Consider the following 16,425-nt stretch of genomic DNA (forward strand, 5'->3'; position numbering starts at 1 on the left):
GTATTTGACCCAGCAAGAGAGCGATAATGCCCAGACTGTTTGCCGCGTTCGTGATTTTTGTCTTTGGGCTGCTGCGCCCTGCCCTCGCGCAGGAGGTCGCCTGGGTTCAGGTCGAGGCCCATCCAAGCCTGCTTACCGCGCAAGAGCGCGCCAGCCAGTTCGCTGGCCGTCTCGCCGATGTCAACGGCTTTGCCTTGGGCGGCGGTTGGTACGGCATCGCGCTGGGGCCCTATACGCGCCCCGACGCGGAACGGGTGCTGCGGGTCTATCGCCTGCAGGGCCAGATCCCGCAGGACAGCTATGTGGTGGACTCCGGGGCGTTCGGCCAACAATTCTGGCCGGTGGGCGATAATGCGCAGCTCACCGCCCCGGTTCCCCAGACACCGTTGGCCCAGACCGACCCCGCCTCTGAATCTACTGCGGCTTCCGTGCTCCCCCCACAGCCCGCCGCGATCCCGGATGAGACTCTGGCCGAGGCACGGCGTGGCGAGCGGGCGCTTGACGCCGACGGACGGCGCGCGTTGCAGGTGGCGTTGAAGGCGGCCGGGTTCTATGCCTCGTCGATCGACGGCTCCTTTGGGCGCGGCACACGGGCGGCAATGTCGGACTGGCAGGCGGCGCGCGGACACGAGCCCACGGGCGTGTTGACCACCCGCCAGCGCCAGTCGCTGATGGACGAATACAATGCGCCGCTGATCAGCGTCGGCATGCGCGCCCATACCGACCGCCGGGCCGGGATCACGATGCAATTGCCGATGGGGGTGGTGAAATTCTCGCATTATGAATCGCCCTTTGCCCATTATGACGCCGCCGACGATCTCGGCGTGCGGGTGCTGCTGATCAGCCAACCCGGCGATCAGGCCACACTCTATGGCCTGTACGACATCATGCAGACGCTGGAGATCGTCCCGCTTGAGGGGCCGCGGTCGCGCGATGGCAACAGCTTTACCCTCGAAGGGCGCGGCAAGGGGGTTGTCTCTTATTCCGAGGCCAAGCTGACCGCAGGACGCATCAAGGGCTTTACCCTGATCTGGCCGGCGGGTGACGAGGATCGCCGCAGCCGTGTGCTGGCGCAGATGCAGGCCAGTTTCGAGCCGACCGAAGGCGTGCTTGATCCCGGTGCCGGGGCCGATGCGCCGCAGAACGTTGACCTGATTTCCGGCTTGACTGTACGCAAACCCAAGCGGTCGCGCTCGGGCTTTTACATTGACGCCTCGGGGCTGGTTCTGACCACGTCAGAGGCGGTCGAGGGCTGCAGCCGGATCACGCTGGACCACGACTATCCCGCGCAGGTCGCCGCGCTCGACGCCGCCCACGGGCTGGCGCTGCTGCGTCCCGAACAGGCCTTGGCACCGATGACGGTGGCACGGTTGCGCAGCGGCGAGCCGCGGTTGCAATCGGAGGTGGCGGTCTCGGGCTATTCTTATGGCGGGCTGCTGGGCGCACCGACGCTGACCTTCGGCACGGTGGCCGACCTCAAGGGGCTGGCCGGCGAGCCGGAGCTGACGCGACTGGCACTGGCACCGCTGCCGGGGGACGCTGGCGGGCCGGTGTTCGACACTGCCGGCGGTGTGGTCGGTCTGCTGTTGCCGCCGATGAACGACAGCCAGCGACTGCCCGAGGATGTCAGCTTTGCCGCCGATACCGGCGTCATCCGCGCGATGCTGAGCGCGGCCGGGCTGGAGATCGGCACCGAGATGCCCGCCTCGACGCCGCTGCCGCCGGACGATCTGAGCAAGCTGGCGCTCGGCATGACCGTTCTGGTGGGCTGCTGGGACTAAACCTCAGCCCCTGAGATTAAGGCACACGCCCGGGCGGGATTGATCCCTGCCCGGGCGTTTTCATGTGCCCCCCCTTTCCACGACCCGGCTCCTGCGTCTTTTCTGACCGAAATATCCCGGGAGAGCCGCCGCTGCGGGGAATGGTCGGCAGAGCCCCCTTTCCCCTGCGCGGCAAGCTGCTAGATTGGCCGCAACCATCGATAGGGAAATCCATGCCCCGCTACGAATACAAGGTCATCCCGGCCCCGGCAAAAGGACGCAAGGCCAAGGGCGTGAGAACGCCTGAGGCGCGATTTTCGCTGGCGATCGAGACCACGCTCAACGACATGGGCGCCGACGGGTGGGAATATCTGCGCGCCGAATTGCTGCCCAGCGACGAGCGCAGCGGGCTGACCGGATCGACCGTGAACTGGCGCAACGTGCTGGTGTTCCGCCGCCTGAAGGACGGCGCGAGCGAGGCGTTTCAACCCCGGCTGATGGAGGCACCCGATCTCACAGCCCCCGATCCAGTGGCCCCAGATCCCATCACGCCAGATCTCAAAACACTTGCCGCTGCAGGGATTGCCGCCGCAGCAGACCCCGCCTTCCCGACACCGGACCCCACCGCACTGGACCGCACGGCACTGGCACCGCCAGAGCCCGGCGCACCAGCGATCTGGCCGGTGACTCCGGGCGAGCCACCGCTGCACGCCGAGACGGATATGGACGAGACCGAGGATAACGGGGTGGAGGACAACGGGGTGGAGGACACCGCAGAAGGCGCCGGTCTTGGGGCCGCCCTGAAAGCGCGGGCCCGAAAAGCCCGCGCAGCCTTCGACGCGAGTGCCGACAAACCCGGTAGCGCCACGGACGACAAGACCGAAAACAGCGATGATACGGATGCGGGCAGCGGACGCGCCTGAGCGCGCCGCGCCGCGACACTCAACGACGATCCCCTAGGTTAGACGATCCCTAGACTAGTCGTCGATCTCAAGCGCTAGCGCGTGGATGCGGCCGATCAACTCGGCCCCCAATGCCGCATGCACCGCGCGATGCCGCGCGAGTCGGCTTTTCCCGGCAAAACCAGCGGCGCGGATCACTACGCGAAAGTGGCTTTCACCACCGTCGCGATATCCCGCATGGCCACGATGACTTTCGCTTTCGTCGATCACCTCCAGCGCGTATGGCTCAAAGGCCGCCCGCAGCCGGGTTTCAATTTCTGTTTTTACGCCCATTTCTGTACTTACGCCCATTTTCCGCTCATACGGCAAAAAATTTGCCGATCCCTCTTCTATCTGCCGCCACTTAGATTAAACTCTGGCGTCCGAGTCCAGAACGCCCCCTCGAAAAGGAGCAGCGCATGTCAAAACCGGATCCTTTTGGCTTCGATATGTCAGTATCAAATTCCAAGAAACGCAACCCACGCGGGAGGCGAAGTGTATCTGGCGCGTCGGAGACCTCGACCCGGACCTGCGACCATGACGGCTGTCAGGAGCCGGGCAAGTTCCGCGCGCCCAAGGCGCCGGACGTGCTGGATGACTATCTTTGGTTCTGCCAGCAGCATGTGCGCGAATATAACCAGAAGTGGAACTTTTTCGAAGGCACCACCGAGGCCGAGATCAACGCGCAGGCCACCAAGGACAAGGTGTGGGAACGCGCCACACGGCCGATGGGCGATCCGGAAACCCGCGCCTGGGCGCGACTGGGGATCGAGGATGCGCATCAGGTGCTAGGTGCGAATGCCACCCGCAACCCCGGCAAGGGCGGCACGATCAACCGTCGCCTGCCACCGACCGAACGGCGCGCGGTCGAAATTCTCGAGGCCAAGGACAACTGGACCAAGACCGAGGTGCGCCGCGCCTACAAGAAGCTGATCAAGGTGCTGCACCCGGATATGAACGGCGGCGACCGCAGCCAGGAAGAGCAGTTGCAAGAGGTGGTCTGGGCGTGGGATCAACTCAAGGAAAGCCGCAACTTCAAGAATTAAGGCCTGCGAACCGGCGGTACGCCCGCGTCAGGCCGGTCTGAACACAAGGCTCACGCCGTTGATACAGTGGCGTTTGCCTGTGGGCGCCGGGCCGTCGTCAAAGACATGGCCCAGGTGGCTGCCGCAGCGGCGACAATGGCATTCGGTGCGCGCCATAAACAGCAGCTTGCGGTCGGTTCTGGTGCCAATTGCGTCCGGCAGGCTTTCGAAAAAACTGGGCCAGCCGGTGCCGCTGTCAAACTTGTGATCCGAGGAATACAGCGGCAGGTCGCAGCCCCGGCAGTGATAAATTCCTGCACCGTATTGCTTGTCGAGCGGCGAGGAATAGGCGCGCTCGGTCGCCTCTTGCCGCATTACAGCATATTGCAGATCCGTGAGCATGGCACGCCATTCGGCCTCGGTCCGGGTGATCTCGAAGCTCTCTTCGGCAGCGGCGGTTCGGGCGGCCAGCATGGAGAAGATTCCAGCGGCGGCGGTCAGAAACGTTCGACGGTGCATGACATCCTCTTTCGGTCAGGGCGGGAAACCTGCCCGCATCATAGCAGCATCATAGCAGAACGCGGCGGTCCGGTCCCCACGATCTGCGGCCATAGCGGGATACGCAACTGCGACAGAGCGCCAAGATCGCAGCCCCCAATGGCGGGCGATCCGGCGTCTGTTGTGCGGCTGTTGCGCGTCTGTGGCACAGATCCGCGCACGCGGCGCCGTGACGCGGGGTTTCTGCGCCGCGCGCCTTCCCCTTGCCTCTGGCGACGATATGTTGCACCAGAGGGCGGAACACGAGCAGGGATCAAGGACTGGCAGATGGCTGACGGCGCGACGAACCAAAACGCAAAGCCCACCGAAACCATTTCGGTGCGCGATGTGTTCGGCATTGACACGAACATGACGGTAAAGGGCTTTGCCGAGGCAACGGATCGCGTGCCTGAGATCGACACCACCTATAAATTCGATCCAGACACCACGCTGGCAATTTTGGCGGGCTTTTCCCATAATCGCCGGGTGATGATCCAAGGCTATCACGGCACGGGTAAATCGACCCATATCGAACAAGTGGCGGCGCGGCTGAACTGGCCTGCGGTTCGGGTCAACCTCGACAGCCATATCAGCCGGATCGACCTGATCGGCAAGGACGCGATCAAACTGCGCGACGGCAAGCAAGTGACCGAGTTTCACGAGGGCATCCTGCCTTGGGCGCTGCGCAACCCGGTTGCGATCGTGTTCGACGAATACGACGCCGGCCGCGCCGATGTGATGTTCGTGATCCAGCGTGTGCTGGAGCATGACGGCAAGCTGACCCTGTTGGATCAGAACGAAATCATCACGCCGAACCCCTATTTCCGCCTGTTCGCGACCGCCAACACGGTGGGTCTGGGTGACACCACGGGCCTGTATCACGGGGTCCAGCAGATCAACCAAGCCCAGATGGACCGCTGGTCGCTGGTGGCAACGTTGAACTATCTCAGCCATGACGCGGAAACCATGATCGTGCTGGGCAAGGCGCCGCATTTCAACTCGGAAAAGGGTCGCAAGACCGTTGGTCAGATGGTCACGGTGGCCGATCTGACCCGCACCGCCTTCATGAACGGCGATCTCTCCACGGTGATGAGCCCGCGGACGGTGATCAACTGGGCTTGGAACACCGAGATTTTCCACGATGTGGGCTATGCGTTCCGGCTGACGTTCCTGAACAAATGCGACGAGTTGGAGCGCCAGACAGTGGCCGAGTTCTATCAGCGCTGTTTCGACGAAGAACTGCCGGAAAGCGCGGCAAGCGCCGCACTGGTCTAGGGCAACCGGGGCTTTCGGGCCCTGCCCCATTCGAACGACAACAGGGCGTGGATCGGCAACGGTCCGCGCCCTTGCTTCGTCCAAGGAGTGGCGCAAGCGCGAATTACCGCCTGCCGCGACGCTGTGGTGCCCGACCGAAAGGCTCTGTTTCACCGGCCCCTATGGTCAAGGCGCGGGAATGGCTCTAGGTTGCGCGGGTATACAAAAGACCGGACCAGACCCCGCATGAGCAAACCCACCGACAACCCCGCCGATCCGTTCAAGAAGGCGCTGGCCGAAGCCACCAAGGTGATGGCGAACGACCCCGAGTTGACCGTAAGCTATTCGGTCGATCCCGCCGGGCTGTCGGGCGACTCGATGCGGCTGCCGCAGGTCAGCCGCCGCATGACCCGCGACGAGGTGCTGCTGGCACGCGGCACCGCAGACGCGCTGGCTCTGCACCGTAAGTATCACGACGAAGGTGTGCACGCCCGCTATGCCCCACCGGGGGATATGGCGCGCGATCTGTACGAGGCGATGGAGACTGCCCGCTGCGAGGCGATGGGCGCGCGCGACATGCCCGGCACCGCCAGCAATATCGACGCCAAGATCGGCAACGAGGCGATGCGGCGTGGCTTTGACAGCATGACCGAGGCCTCGGAGGCCCCCTTGCCCGCCGCCGCCGGCTTCCTGATCCGGCATCTGGCAACCGGGCGCGACATGCCAGCGGGCGCGCAGAACGTGATGGAGCTGTGGCGCGGTTTCATCGAACAACAGGCCGGCGGAACGCTGGAGGATCTGCAGGACAGACTGTCCGATCAATCGGATTTTGCCCGCTTTGCCCGCCAGATCATCTCCGATTTAGGCTATGCCGACCAATTGGGGGAAGACCCCGACCAACAAGATCAGGATCAGGAGGATCAGGCCGAGGAAGACGCCGACGAGCAGCCCGATCCCGACAGCACCGGTGACGACGATCAGGACGAGCAGTCGGCCGAGGCCGATCCCGAGCAATCGCAAGACGAACAGCAAGACCAGGCGCAGGTCAGCATGGACGAAAACGCCGAAGACGAGATGGGCGATGAGGCCGAGCTGCCGGAAGGCGACGCGCCGCAAGACCCGCCGCCACCGCCGGCCGCGTCGGACGCCGACCCCAACTACCGGGTCTATCTTGCCGCCCACGACGAAGAAATCGCCGCCGAGGATCTGGCCGAACCCGCCGAGCTCGAGCGGTTGCGCGCCTATCTCGATCAGCAGCTTGACCCGCTGAAAGGCGCGGTCGGGCGGCTGGCCAACAAGCTGCAGCGGCGTTTGCAGGCGCAGCAGAGCCGGTCGTGGGAATTCGACCTTGAGGAAGGCACGCTGGATGCCGGGCGGTTGGCCCGCGTGGTGGCCAACCCGACCACGCCGCTCAGCTTCAAGCGCGAGAAGGATACCGAGTTTCGCGACACCGTGGTGACGCTGCTGCTGGACAATTCCGGCTCCATGCGGGGGCGGCCGATCTCGATCGCGGCGATCTGCGCCGATGTGCTGGCACGCACGCTGGAACGTTGTGACGTGAAGGTGGAAATCCTTGGCTTTACCACCCGCGCCTGGAAGGGCGGACAGGCGCGCGAGGCTTGGCTGAATGCAGGCCGACCACAGCAGCCCGGACGGCTGAATGACCTGCGCCACATCATCTACAAAAGCGCGGATGCGCCGTGGCGCCGGGTGCGCGACAACCTCGGCCTGATGATGAAAGAAGGGCTGCTGAAGGAAAACATCGACGGCGAGGCGCTGGAATGGGCGCATCGGCGGATGGCGGCGCGGCGCGAGCAACGCAAGATCCTGATGGTGATCTCGGACGGTGCGCCGGTGGATGATTCCACGCTCAGTGTGAACCCGGCGAACTATCTTGAAAAGCACCTGCGCGATGTGATCGCGATGGTCGAGAAACGCAAGATGGTCGAACTGTTGGCGATCGGCATCGGCCATGACGTGACGCGCTATTATGACCGCGCGGTAACGATCACCGATGTGGATCAGCTCGCCGGGGCGATGACCGAGCAACTTGCGGCGCTGTTTGATTCCGATCCCCGTGCACGGGCACGGATCATGGGGATCAGAAAAGCGAGCTGACCCCGCACCGGGGCGCGGGCGTCAGCCTGCGCCTCCGGCGGGAGCAGTCAGAGGAAAGTCCGGAAATATCCGTTTTTAATCAATTGGTTGGCTTATTTTAGCTCTAGCGTGTAGCACATGTGTGTTACATATTCGGCCCAATAACCACGGCTTGTTCGCCGCATCAGGGGGCCTGAAATGGGCACATATTTTCACCTTTGCCGCCGCAGACATGTTGCCAACTGGCGACGCCAGTTTCCAGAGATATCCCCCCATAAAAACGGCACGCTCCAACTGTCTTTGCGCACCCACACAGCGTTTGCGGCGCACGGCCGATCTTCTAAGCCGTCGACAGGATCGCAGAGCGGCGGCTCTTATGCTGTTCTCGAGTGTCCCCTCCCTGCGAACGGCACGCGCGCGCCCTTTGTTGGATTATTTGTTCGTTGTCGTGTTCTTGATGCGCCAGACCACACGTGAGTTGGCGCCTGCAGCAAACCCGGCGCGGTTCAGCAGACGGTCGATGGTCGCGACATATCCGGACATGGTGGTTCTCAGCTATTTTGCATCGCCTGGAATGATCGCCTGGAATGACGGCGGGGTTTAGGCTGCCGAAGGGATGCCCCGGGGCGCGGATCAGGGCTGGCGGCCGGAGCCGTTTCGATCCGAGGCGTTTCAGCCCGAAGCGTTGCGCTCCAGAATCCACCGGATAGATGTGAAACGCCATGCTGACATAGATCAATGTGACGCCAGATGTCGGCACCTAAGCTCGAAGGTTCGAGAGCGACCGATCTGGCCATCCAAAGGACCCCAAGCGTATGCCAGAGCAAGACGAGATCACCGCCGTGCCCCTGTCCACTAGCGGCATCGTGCATGCCGTCCGTGGTGCCGTCGTGGATGTCGTCTTTGCCGATCTCCCCCTGCCCCCGATCAATTCTGCGCTCGTGGCGGAATGGGACCGGCCGACGGATCTCATTCTCGAAGTCCACAGCCATCTCGATCAGTCCACGGTGCGTGCGGTGGCATTCCAATCGACGGCCGGCCTTGCCCGTGGCGTATCGGTGCATGCCACCGGAGAGCCGGTCACAATACCTGTGGGCCAAGCCGTCCTTGGGCGGCTTCTGGATGTGGTGGGCAATCCGCAGGACAACGGGCCAGCGCTGCCAGATGATATTCCGCGACGCTCGATCCATGCGCTGCCGCCGCTTCTGAAATCTCAAAGCAGCGCCACCGAGATATTCGAAACGGGGATCAAGATAATCGACCTGCTGACACCCTTGGCGCAGGGCGGCAAGGCCGCGATGTTCGGCGGTGCCGGCGTTGGAAAGACCGTTCTGGTGATGGAGCTGATCCGCGCCATGGTGGAGAAATACGAGGGTATCTCGGTCTTTGCGGGCATCGGCGAGAGGTCGCGCGAAGGGCACGAATTGCTGACCGAAATGCAAGGTTCGGGCGTTCTGGAACGCACCGTGCTGGTGTACGGCCAAATGAACGAACCACCCGGAGCGCGCTGGCGCGCGCCGCTGACCGCGCTGACGATCTCGGAATACTTTCGCGACCAGAAACACCGGAACGTGCTTTTGCTGATGGATAACGTCTTCCGCTTCGTGCAGGCGGGGGCCGAGGTCTCGAGTCTTTTGGGCCGCCTGCCCTCGCGCGTGGGCTACCAACCGACGCTGGCGAGTGAGGTTGCAGGTCTGCAGGAACGGATTGCTTCAGTGGCGGGCTCTGCCGTGACCGCCATTCAGGCCGTCTACGTCCCGGCCGACGATTTCACCGACCCCGCCGTAACCACGATTTCCGGCCATATGGATTGCGTCATCAAGCTGTCGCGCGCGCAGGCGTCCGAAGGGTTCTATCCGGCGATCGACCCTTTGGGCTCGTCTTCCATCCTGCTTGATCCGCAGGTTGTCGGCGACGCCCACTATCAGACCGCCGAGGCTGTCCGTCAGGCGCTGGCGCGGTTCCACGAGCTGAGCGATATCATTTCACTGTTGGGGGTCGAGGAACTTGGCACCGCCGACCGCTTGATCGTGAAGCGCGCCCGGCGGTTGCAGCGGTTCCTGACCCAGCCGTTCATGGTGACAGAGGCCTTTACCGGCATGCCGGGTGCCAGCGTCCCGCTTGCCGAGACCTTGTCGGGGTGCCGGGCCATATTGGACGGCGTGACCGACGACTGGTCCGAAAGCTCTCTCTACATGGTTGGCACACTGGAAGACGCGAAAAAGAAAGAAGCCGCCGCAAAATCCGCCGAGGACGCGGCATGAGGCTGCGGATCGTAACCCCCCTGTCCGTCGTGGTGGACGAGGAGGCCGACAGCCTGCGGGCCGAAGACGCAAGCGGCAGCTTCGGCATCTGGCCCGGCCATGCCCCGTTCCTGACCGCGCTCACCGTGTCCATCCTCAGCTGGAAAAAAGCCGGGGTCGAACGGTTCTGCGCCCTGCGCGGCGGAGTTCTGACCGTGACTGGCGGCAGCACCGTCGCCGTCGCCACCCGCGCGGCGGTGGCGGGTGACGACCTTGCAACGCTGGACGCGCAGGTCCTGGCCCGGTTCAAGGCCGACGACGACGCGGAACGGGTTGAACATGTCGAAACGATGCGCCTGCAATTGCATGCCATCCGCCGGATGATCAGCCGGTTGCAACCGGGTGCAGGACAGGGCCGATGACCAAAGATCACCCGGAGACCCCCGAAACAGATCCGCTGGTCGAGGAAATCCGCCGGCACCGCGCGCAACGCGACCGCTGGCTGCGCGAGGGGGACATGTCGGTCGGCCGCCGTCTGGCACAGATCGGTGTGCTGGGCTGGATCTTTGTGGTGCCAACGCTCGCAGGTCTATTCTTCGGGCGCTGGCTTGACGAGCGGTTTGATGCCGGCATCTTCTGGAGCGCGCCGCTGATGCTACTCGGGCTCTGCCTTGGTGGCTGGACCGCGTGGAAATGGATGAACGCACGATGATCGACCTGCACACTGTCCCGCTGTTTCTGATCTTGCCCGTCTGTTTTGCGGGCGGGATCGTCCTGGGGGTCGTCCATTTTCGCGCCCTGCGCGCAACCGCCGACCTTCTCGTCCGGGGCGAGCGTCCGTTTCTTGGTCTGGCGCTGACCTTGGGCCGATTCATCTTTCTTGGTGTGGGGCTTTATGTCGCCGTGCTGGCGGGCGGTCTTGCTTTGATTGTGGCGTTGGCGGGGATCCTCTGTGCAAAGGCTTGGATGCTGCGACGAGTACAGGCGGGTAACACATGAATTCCCCTCTCGAGTCGAACGTTCTGTTCCTGCTGGGACCGGTTCCGATCACGCAAGCGATCGTCACGACATGGGCGATCATGGTGGTTCTGGTGCTTGGGGCGTTCCTGCTGACCCGGCGTCTCGATCTCAGACCGAGCAGGCGGCAGGCCGCGCTGGAATTGCTGGTCGCCACGCTCGACGCCCAGATAACCGAGACGACCGGCGCTTCGCCGAAACCCTATCGCGGGTTCATCGGAACGCTGTTCCTGTTCGTATTGATTGCGAACTGGTCCTCGCTTCTGCCCGGAATCGAACCGCCGACCGCGCGTCTGGAAACCGATGCGGCCTTGGCCTTGCTGGTGTTTCTGTCGGTGATCTGGTTCGGCATACGCGCCGGGGGTGTGGGCGGCTGGCTGAAATCCTTTGCCGCGCCCAATCCGGTGATGATCCCGTTGAACATGCTGGAAAGCGTGACGCGTGTCTTTTCCATGTTCGTCCGCCTCTTCGGCAACGTGATGAGCGGGGTGTTCGTCATTGGCATCGTCGCGTCGCTGGCGGGCCTTCTGGTGCCGGTCCCGCTTATGGCGCTCGATCTTCTGACCGGTCTGGTTCAAGCCTATATCTTCGCGGTGCTGGCATTGGCGTTCATCACCGCCACCGTCGAGGACGGCCAGACAAAAGCGCCCGAAACTGCCCCAGCGCCCAAAACCGCCCTCGCCCCCTCCCCAACGAACAAGGATACCTGATGGATTACGCTGCAATTGTCAGCATCTTCTGTGCTGCCCTCGCCGTCTCCTTCGGCGCCCTCGGCCCTGCCCTGGCCGAAGGTCGTTCCATCGCCGCTGCGATGGACGCCATCGCCCGGCAGCCAGAGGCCGCGAATACCATCTCGCGGACGCTGTTTGTCGGTCTCGCAATGATCGAAACGACAGCCATCTACTGTCTGGTGATCGCGCTCTTGCTGCTCTTCGCCAACCCGCTGCTGGGATGACGGTATGACGCTCGACGTGTGGGGACTGGGCCTTCAGGCCGTCAACGTCCTGATTCTTGTATGGCTTCTCGGTCGTGTCTTCTGGCGACCCGTCGCCGGTGCCATCGCCCGGCGCCAAGACGTGGCGCAGGCCATGCTGGACGAAGGCAAAACCGCGCAGGCAAAGGCAAATGCCGCGCTGCATGACGTGACCACAACCCGCGCCGGCATGGTGCAGGAACGCGAGGACATCCTTGCCGAGGCCCGTGCGACGGCGGAGGCGGCCAGAAAGGTCGCGCTCGCCGAAGCGCAGGCAAAGGCCGACGCCCTTATGGAAGCCGCCAAGACCTCTATCGCGCGCGAGACCGAGACCGCGCGCAAGGAAAACGCGGCGCGCGCCTCCGAGCTTTCGATCGACATCGCCGCCAAGCTTCTCGATCAGCTGGCGACACCTCTGGTGCAGGCTGCGTTCCTTGCCCAACTCGTCAAGGCGATCACGGGCATGTCCGCGTCCGACCGCGCGGCGCTGGTCAATACCACGTCCGACCTGACCCTCGTCGTGGCAACGGATCTAGCGGATGCGGAGAAGGCCCGGATCGAACGCGAGGTCGCCGAAGCCTTGGGCGGGGCGCCCCAACTGCAGTTCGTCACCGAACCCGACCTGATCGCCGGGCTCGAATTGCGCAGTGCGCATTTCGTGCTGAAGAACAGTTGGCGCGCAGACCTCGAGCGGATTCTGAAGGAGCTGAAGGATGCCGCCTGACCCGTCGGATTGGTTCACCACCGCACGACACACGGTGCAGGGCGCCACGTTGGGTCCGCGCGCCGAGCAACGCGGCCGCGTCGAGGAGATCGGGGACGGTGTGGCGCTGGTCTCGGGGTTGCGCGACGTTCGCCTTGACGAGGTTCTGCGGTTCGAGGGCGGCCAGTTCGGATTCGCCCGGGTTCTTGACCCGGATCTGATTGGCTGCGTGTTTATCGACGCCGGAACCCAGGTCGAGGCGGGCGATGCCGTCTTCGACACCGGCGAGGTGGTGAGCGTTCCCGTCGGCGAAGCGCTGCTCGGGCGGATCGTGGACCCGCTGGGCCGACCGCTCGACGGCAAGGGCGTGATCGAGACCAAGGAGCGCTGGCCGATCGAGCGCCCGGCGCCCTCGATCATCGAACGCGACCTTGTGACCGAACCGGTGCAAACCGGAATGGTTGTTATGGACACCCTGTTCGCGCTTGGTCGCGGCCAGCGCGAACTGATCGTGGGCGACCATTCCACCGGCAAGACGACACTGGCCATCGACGCCATGATCGCGCAGGCGCACAGCGACATGATCTGCGTCTATGTTGCCGTGGGGCAAAAGACATCGAGCGTGCGCCGCGCCATCGACGCCTTGCAGACCCATGGAAACTTTGAGCGCTGCATCGTGATGGTCGCAGGCTCTGCCTCGGCGCCGGGCCTGCAATGGATCGCCCCCTATGCGGGGGCCACGATGGCGGAATATTTCCGCGACAAGGGGCAACACGCCCTCTTGGTGATCGACGATCTGTCCAAACACGCCGCCACCCACCGTGAAATCGCGCTTTTGACCCGACAATCCCCCGGGCGCGAAGCCTATCCGGGGGATGTCTTTTATATCCATGCCCGCCTGCTGGAACGGGCGGCGAAACTGTCCAAGGCGCGGGGCGGCGGGTCTTTGACCGCCTTGCCGATTGCCGAAACCGATGCGGGGAACCTGTCGGCCTATATCCCGACCAACCTGATCTCGATCACCGATGGCCAGATCGTGCTGAATGCGGATCTGTTCCATCAAGGGCAGAAACCGGCGGTCGATGTCGGGCTGAGCGTCAGCCGCGTCGGCGGCAAGACGCAGGCGCCCATGCTGCGCGACGCTGCGGGCACGCTGCGGCTCGATTATGCGCAGTTTCTGGAGCTCGAGGTTTTCACCCGATTCGGCGGCATGCCGGAGGGCCGGGTTCGCGAGCAGCTCAAACGGGGGGAACGGATCCGGGCGATCCTGCGTCAGCCGCAGAATGCGCCGCTTCGCCTCGCCGATGAGGTGGCGCTTTTGCTGGCCGTCCAAACGGGGCTGCTGGACCCCCTGCCGCTCGATGCTGTGGCTGCCTTTCGCGCCGGGCTGCCGTCTGTGCTCGACCGGGACGCCGCCAAGGCCCTCAGCGCCATTGCCGAGACCGGAAAACTGGAGGACGAGGCGCGGGACGCCGTGATGGCCGCGATCACCCGCCTTGCCGCCTCGCTCGGCGTCAAAGACCCCGCGACATGACCGAACGTCTTGCCGATGTCAGCGCCCGGATCGACGGCATTCGCCAGTTGGGGGCCGTGGTGAACGCGATGAAGGGCATCGCCGCCGCCCGCGCCCGCACCGCCCGCGCCGAGATCGAAGCGATCGACAGCTATACCGCGACCATTGCCGCCGCCATGTCCAGCGTGCTTGGCCCTGCGGGCCTCACATCCCCGACCGACCCCACCGGGGGCCAAGCCGACGCGCGCACCGGCCTGCTGGTGTTCTGTGCCGAACAGGGCTTTGCCGGGGCCTTCAGCGAACGCGTGCTGGACAGCATTGACGACGATCTATCGGCCACCAGCCTGTTTCTGGTCGGCACCCGTGGCCTGTCCATCGCAACGGCGCGCGGGCTCGCTCCGGTCTGGTCCGCGCCGATGTCCTCGCATACGCCCGGCATTCCGAAACTGGCCGACGGGGTTGCCAAAGCGATCTTCCGCGCGCTCGACGAGGGCCGTTTCGAGCGCATGGATATGATCCATGCCGGGTGGGAGGCCGGGCAATCCCAAATCGTCCGCACGGTTCTGTTGCCAATCGACCTGTCAGACCTGCCACCGCCCGAGGCGACACGCCCATTGACCCAGCTGTCCACCGATGCGCTGATCAACAGCCTAAGCGGGGATTACCTCCATGCGCAGGTCTGCAAGGCAGCACTGCATGCCTTTGCCGCCGAGAACGAAGCGCGCATGGAAGCCATGTCCGCAGCAAGCAGCCAGATCACGCGCGAACTCGCAGAGTTCGAGGCGACGCTGCGTCGGGTGCGGCAGGAGGCGATCACCGCCGAGATCATCGAACTGGGGACCGGCGCCGCCACCGCGCGCGACGCAAGGTAACGCGGCGCGTGGAGCCTACAGTGCAGCGAGCGTGCGGCGACGGGTCGCGGACCGTTCCTATGGCCGCCGGCAGGCCCACCGCTCCAAGACCGCGAGCGGGACCTTCAGATGCGTGCCTGCCTCATGCTCCCCCCAACCTTTCGGCACCGCAGACATCTCGAACACGTTTCTCTCAGACCTCGACACCGGCCTTCGCCGTGGTATGTTCTGCTGCGGAGGCCCGTATGATATTTCGTATCCTGTTTCTTATCCTTTCCTTTGCGCTGACCGGACCGGCAGCCGCCGCCCCTTCCGGTGGCTATGGCGGCGGCGGCGCTGGTGGTGGCGGTGGTGACGGATCGGTGGGCGGGATCTCTGGCCGGGTCACCAAATCGGTGATGCACAGCCTGAACAACGGCTTCAACAGCTGCCAACGGTTCAAAACGGTCTATCGTTTCGATTGCTACCGGCAGGTCTATATGCGGGCAGCCAACCAAATGGCCGGGATACCCGCCTATCGTCCCGCCAGACTGGCGCTGGAAGGGGTCAAAGACACGCTGGATCAAATCGTTGCCCGCCATGCCGATCCGACCGCTTCGCGCAGCCACCAGGGGTTTCAGAGCTACCGCGCCATCACCCCCGAAGCGGTGCCCGCGGCCAAACGCGACCTGACCCGTGCGCTGGAAGAGGCCGAGACAACGCTGTTGCGCTCTGCCGGGCAGAGCAACAGCCACTTCACGTCGATCGCCCAAGCGGTGCATTCCAACAAGGTGCTGTTGCGCTCGGCGTTGTTGGAGATGTTCGGGCCGGTTCTGGCGTTGCTAGACTAACGCCTCCTCTTGCATTCGCCGCGATTCTCGGCGATTTATCGGGGCGTTGGGGCCGTAGCTCAGTTGGGAGAGCGCGTCGTTCGCAATGACGAGGTCAGGGGTTCGATTCCCCTCGGCTCCACCAAATCATCAAGTTAACAAGATGAATTTAGGTGTTTAGTCCCGGCATTTGGTGGATCGGATTTAGGATGAATCGATCTGGCTCTGAAGTCCAGATCTTGCAGATGTATTCGTAAGGCGTGAGCCCGTTGAGGGTCTTGAGTCTGCGGGCGAAGTTGTAGGCTGCCATGAAGTCGGTGAGGTGCGTGCGCAACTGGTCGTGGTTTTCGTAATGGAAGCGTTTGACGGTCGCCTCCTTGATCGTCCGGTTCATCCGCTCGACCTGACCATTCGCCCAGTTCAGCATGGCCTGTCAGGGACTAGATGAAGCCAAAAATGGCTGCTGCCCAATATGAAGCGCTCGCCCGAAACAAGGCTCTTCACCGCCAATCCAACACATACCAGCAGCGATGCCCTCCGCATCACCCAGACCGCGAAGAGATACGGACATAAAGTATTTTGTTTCAAATGGTTGCACTATTCCACCCTACGCCTCCGGCGGGAGTATTTTCACCAAGAAGAAGGTGTGACGCACGCGCCCTCTGGTGATCACGATGCAGCGGGCGGCAGAGCGGCAAGACA

Annotated in this window: 17 protein-coding genes, 1 tRNA gene and 1 pseudogene; 16 read left to right on the forward strand and 3 right to left on the reverse strand. The window is 63.7% G+C overall.

The genetic code is table 11. The features are described from left to right. The first annotated feature begins 26 nt into the window (after positions 1-26). Complete coding sequence (locus E1B25_RS02200) at positions 27-1,781, forward strand: serine protease (RefSeq protein ID WP_132827036.1); 1,755 nt, start codon at positions 27-29, stop codon at positions 1,779-1,781. A gap of 212 nt (positions 1,782-1,993) precedes the next feature. Next, a complete protein-coding gene (locus E1B25_RS22480; RefSeq protein WP_245510584.1) occupies positions 1,994-2,683 on the forward strand; it encodes a DUF4177 domain-containing protein in 690 nt (229 codons plus the stop codon). A gap of 54 nt (positions 2,684-2,737) precedes the next feature. Here E1B25_RS22480 and E1B25_RS02210 read toward each other — a convergent pair whose 3' ends face one another. Beyond that, positions 2,738-2,995: a BolA family protein gene (locus tag E1B25_RS02210; RefSeq protein ID WP_132827037.1), complete on the reverse strand. Its 258-nt coding sequence runs from the start codon at positions 2,993-2,995 to the stop codon at positions 2,738-2,740. A gap of 125 nt (positions 2,996-3,120) precedes the next feature. Here E1B25_RS02210 and E1B25_RS02215 point away from each other — a divergent pair, with 125 nt between their 5' ends. Continuing rightward, the gene (locus E1B25_RS02215) at positions 3,121-3,747 is read left to right on the forward strand and encodes a DnaJ domain-containing protein (RefSeq protein WP_132827038.1); all 627 of its coding nucleotides are present in this window, start codon (positions 3,121-3,123) and stop codon (positions 3,745-3,747) included. Positions 3,748-3,774: 27 nt separating this feature from the next. Here E1B25_RS02215 and msrB read toward each other — a convergent pair whose 3' ends face one another. Continuing rightward, on the reverse strand, positions 3,775-4,245 hold the full coding sequence (msrB, locus tag E1B25_RS02220; RefSeq protein WP_132827039.1) for a peptide-methionine (R)-S-oxide reductase MsrB: 471 nt from the start codon (positions 4,243-4,245) through the stop codon (positions 3,775-3,777). A 306-nt stretch (positions 4,246-4,551) separates the two neighbouring features. On the opposite strand from msrB, the gene cobS reads away from it, so the two are divergent. The 13 genes from cobS to E1B25_RS02285 all read left to right on the forward strand — a co-directional run bounded on the left by cobS (position 4,552) and on the right by E1B25_RS02285 (position 15,868). Next, positions 4,552-5,538 (forward strand): cobaltochelatase subunit CobS, encoded by a 987-nt coding sequence (gene cobS / locus E1B25_RS02225; protein ID WP_132827040.1) that lies wholly within the window; start codon positions 4,552-4,554, stop codon positions 5,536-5,538. 225 nt (positions 5,539-5,763) lie between these two features. After that, positions 5,764-7,635 (forward strand): cobaltochelatase subunit CobT, encoded by a 1,872-nt coding sequence (gene cobT, locus E1B25_RS02230; RefSeq protein WP_132827041.1) that lies wholly within the window; start codon positions 5,764-5,766, stop codon positions 7,633-7,635. Between the two features lie 794 nt (positions 7,636-8,429). Further along, positions 8,430-9,878, forward strand: a complete 1,449-nt coding sequence (gene atpD / locus E1B25_RS02235) for a F0F1 ATP synthase subunit beta (protein WP_132827042.1) — start codon at positions 8,430-8,432, stop codon at positions 9,876-9,878. Next, the gene (locus E1B25_RS02240; RefSeq protein WP_132827043.1) at positions 9,875-10,279 is read left to right on the forward strand and encodes a F0F1 ATP synthase subunit epsilon; all 405 of its coding nucleotides are present in this window, start codon (positions 9,875-9,877) and stop codon (positions 10,277-10,279) included. The genes atpD and E1B25_RS02240 overlap by 4 nt, the downstream gene beginning before the upstream one ends. Continuing rightward, positions 10,276-10,569 carry an AtpZ/AtpI family protein gene (locus E1B25_RS02245; RefSeq protein ID WP_132827044.1) on the forward strand — a complete coding sequence of 98 codons (294 nt, stop codon included), beginning with the start codon at positions 10,276-10,278 and terminating at the stop codon, positions 10,567-10,569. The genes E1B25_RS02240 and E1B25_RS02245 overlap by 4 nt, the downstream gene beginning before the upstream one ends. Beyond that, positions 10,551-10,856 (forward strand): ATP synthase subunit I, encoded by a 306-nt coding sequence (locus E1B25_RS02250; RefSeq protein ID WP_132827045.1) that lies wholly within the window; start codon positions 10,551-10,553, stop codon positions 10,854-10,856. The genes E1B25_RS02245 and E1B25_RS02250 overlap by 19 nt, the downstream gene beginning before the upstream one ends. Further along, on the forward strand, positions 10,853-11,584 hold the full coding sequence (locus E1B25_RS02255; protein ID WP_132827046.1) for a F0F1 ATP synthase subunit A: 732 nt from the start codon (positions 10,853-10,855) through the stop codon (positions 11,582-11,584). Before E1B25_RS02250 ends, E1B25_RS02255 begins: the two co-directional genes overlap by 4 nt. Next, on the forward strand, positions 11,584-11,829 hold the full coding sequence (locus tag E1B25_RS02260; protein ID WP_132827047.1) for a F0F1 ATP synthase subunit C: 246 nt from the start codon (positions 11,584-11,586) through the stop codon (positions 11,827-11,829). The genes E1B25_RS02255 and E1B25_RS02260 overlap by 1 nt, the downstream gene beginning before the upstream one ends. Positions 11,830-11,833: 4 nt before the next feature. Then, on the forward strand, positions 11,834-12,571 hold the full coding sequence (locus E1B25_RS02265) for a F0F1 ATP synthase subunit B family protein (protein ID WP_132827048.1): 738 nt from the start codon (positions 11,834-11,836) through the stop codon (positions 12,569-12,571). Then, entirely contained in the window at positions 12,561-14,084 is a 1,524-nt protein-coding gene (locus E1B25_RS02270) for a F0F1 ATP synthase subunit alpha (RefSeq protein WP_132827049.1), read from the forward strand. Before E1B25_RS02265 ends, E1B25_RS02270 begins: the two co-directional genes overlap by 11 nt. Continuing rightward, the gene (locus E1B25_RS02275) at positions 14,081-14,935 is read left to right on the forward strand and encodes a F0F1 ATP synthase subunit gamma (RefSeq protein WP_132827050.1); all 855 of its coding nucleotides are present in this window, start codon (positions 14,081-14,083) and stop codon (positions 14,933-14,935) included. The genes E1B25_RS02270 and E1B25_RS02275 overlap by 4 nt, the downstream gene beginning before the upstream one ends. 224 nt (positions 14,936-15,159) lie before the next feature. Further along, positions 15,160-15,744, forward strand: coding sequence for a hypothetical protein (locus E1B25_RS02280; protein ID WP_132827051.1), 585 nt, complete (start codon positions 15,160-15,162; stop codon positions 15,742-15,744). A gap of 48 nt (positions 15,745-15,792) precedes the next feature. Next, positions 15,793-15,868 (forward strand) — tRNA-Ala (locus tag E1B25_RS02285). A 24-nt stretch (positions 15,869-15,892) separates the two neighbouring features. Here E1B25_RS02285 and E1B25_RS02290 read toward each other — a convergent pair. Continuing rightward, positions 15,893-16,141 (reverse strand): annotated as a pseudogene (locus tag E1B25_RS02290) (integrase core domain-containing protein); the annotation flags it as partial. Between the last annotated feature and the right edge of the window lie 284 nt (positions 16,142-16,425).

This window comes from Antarcticimicrobium sediminis (assembly GCF_004348975.1).
In the GTDB taxonomy this organism is placed as follows: Bacteria; Pseudomonadota; Alphaproteobacteria; order Rhodobacterales; family Rhodobacteraceae; genus Antarcticimicrobium; species Antarcticimicrobium sediminis.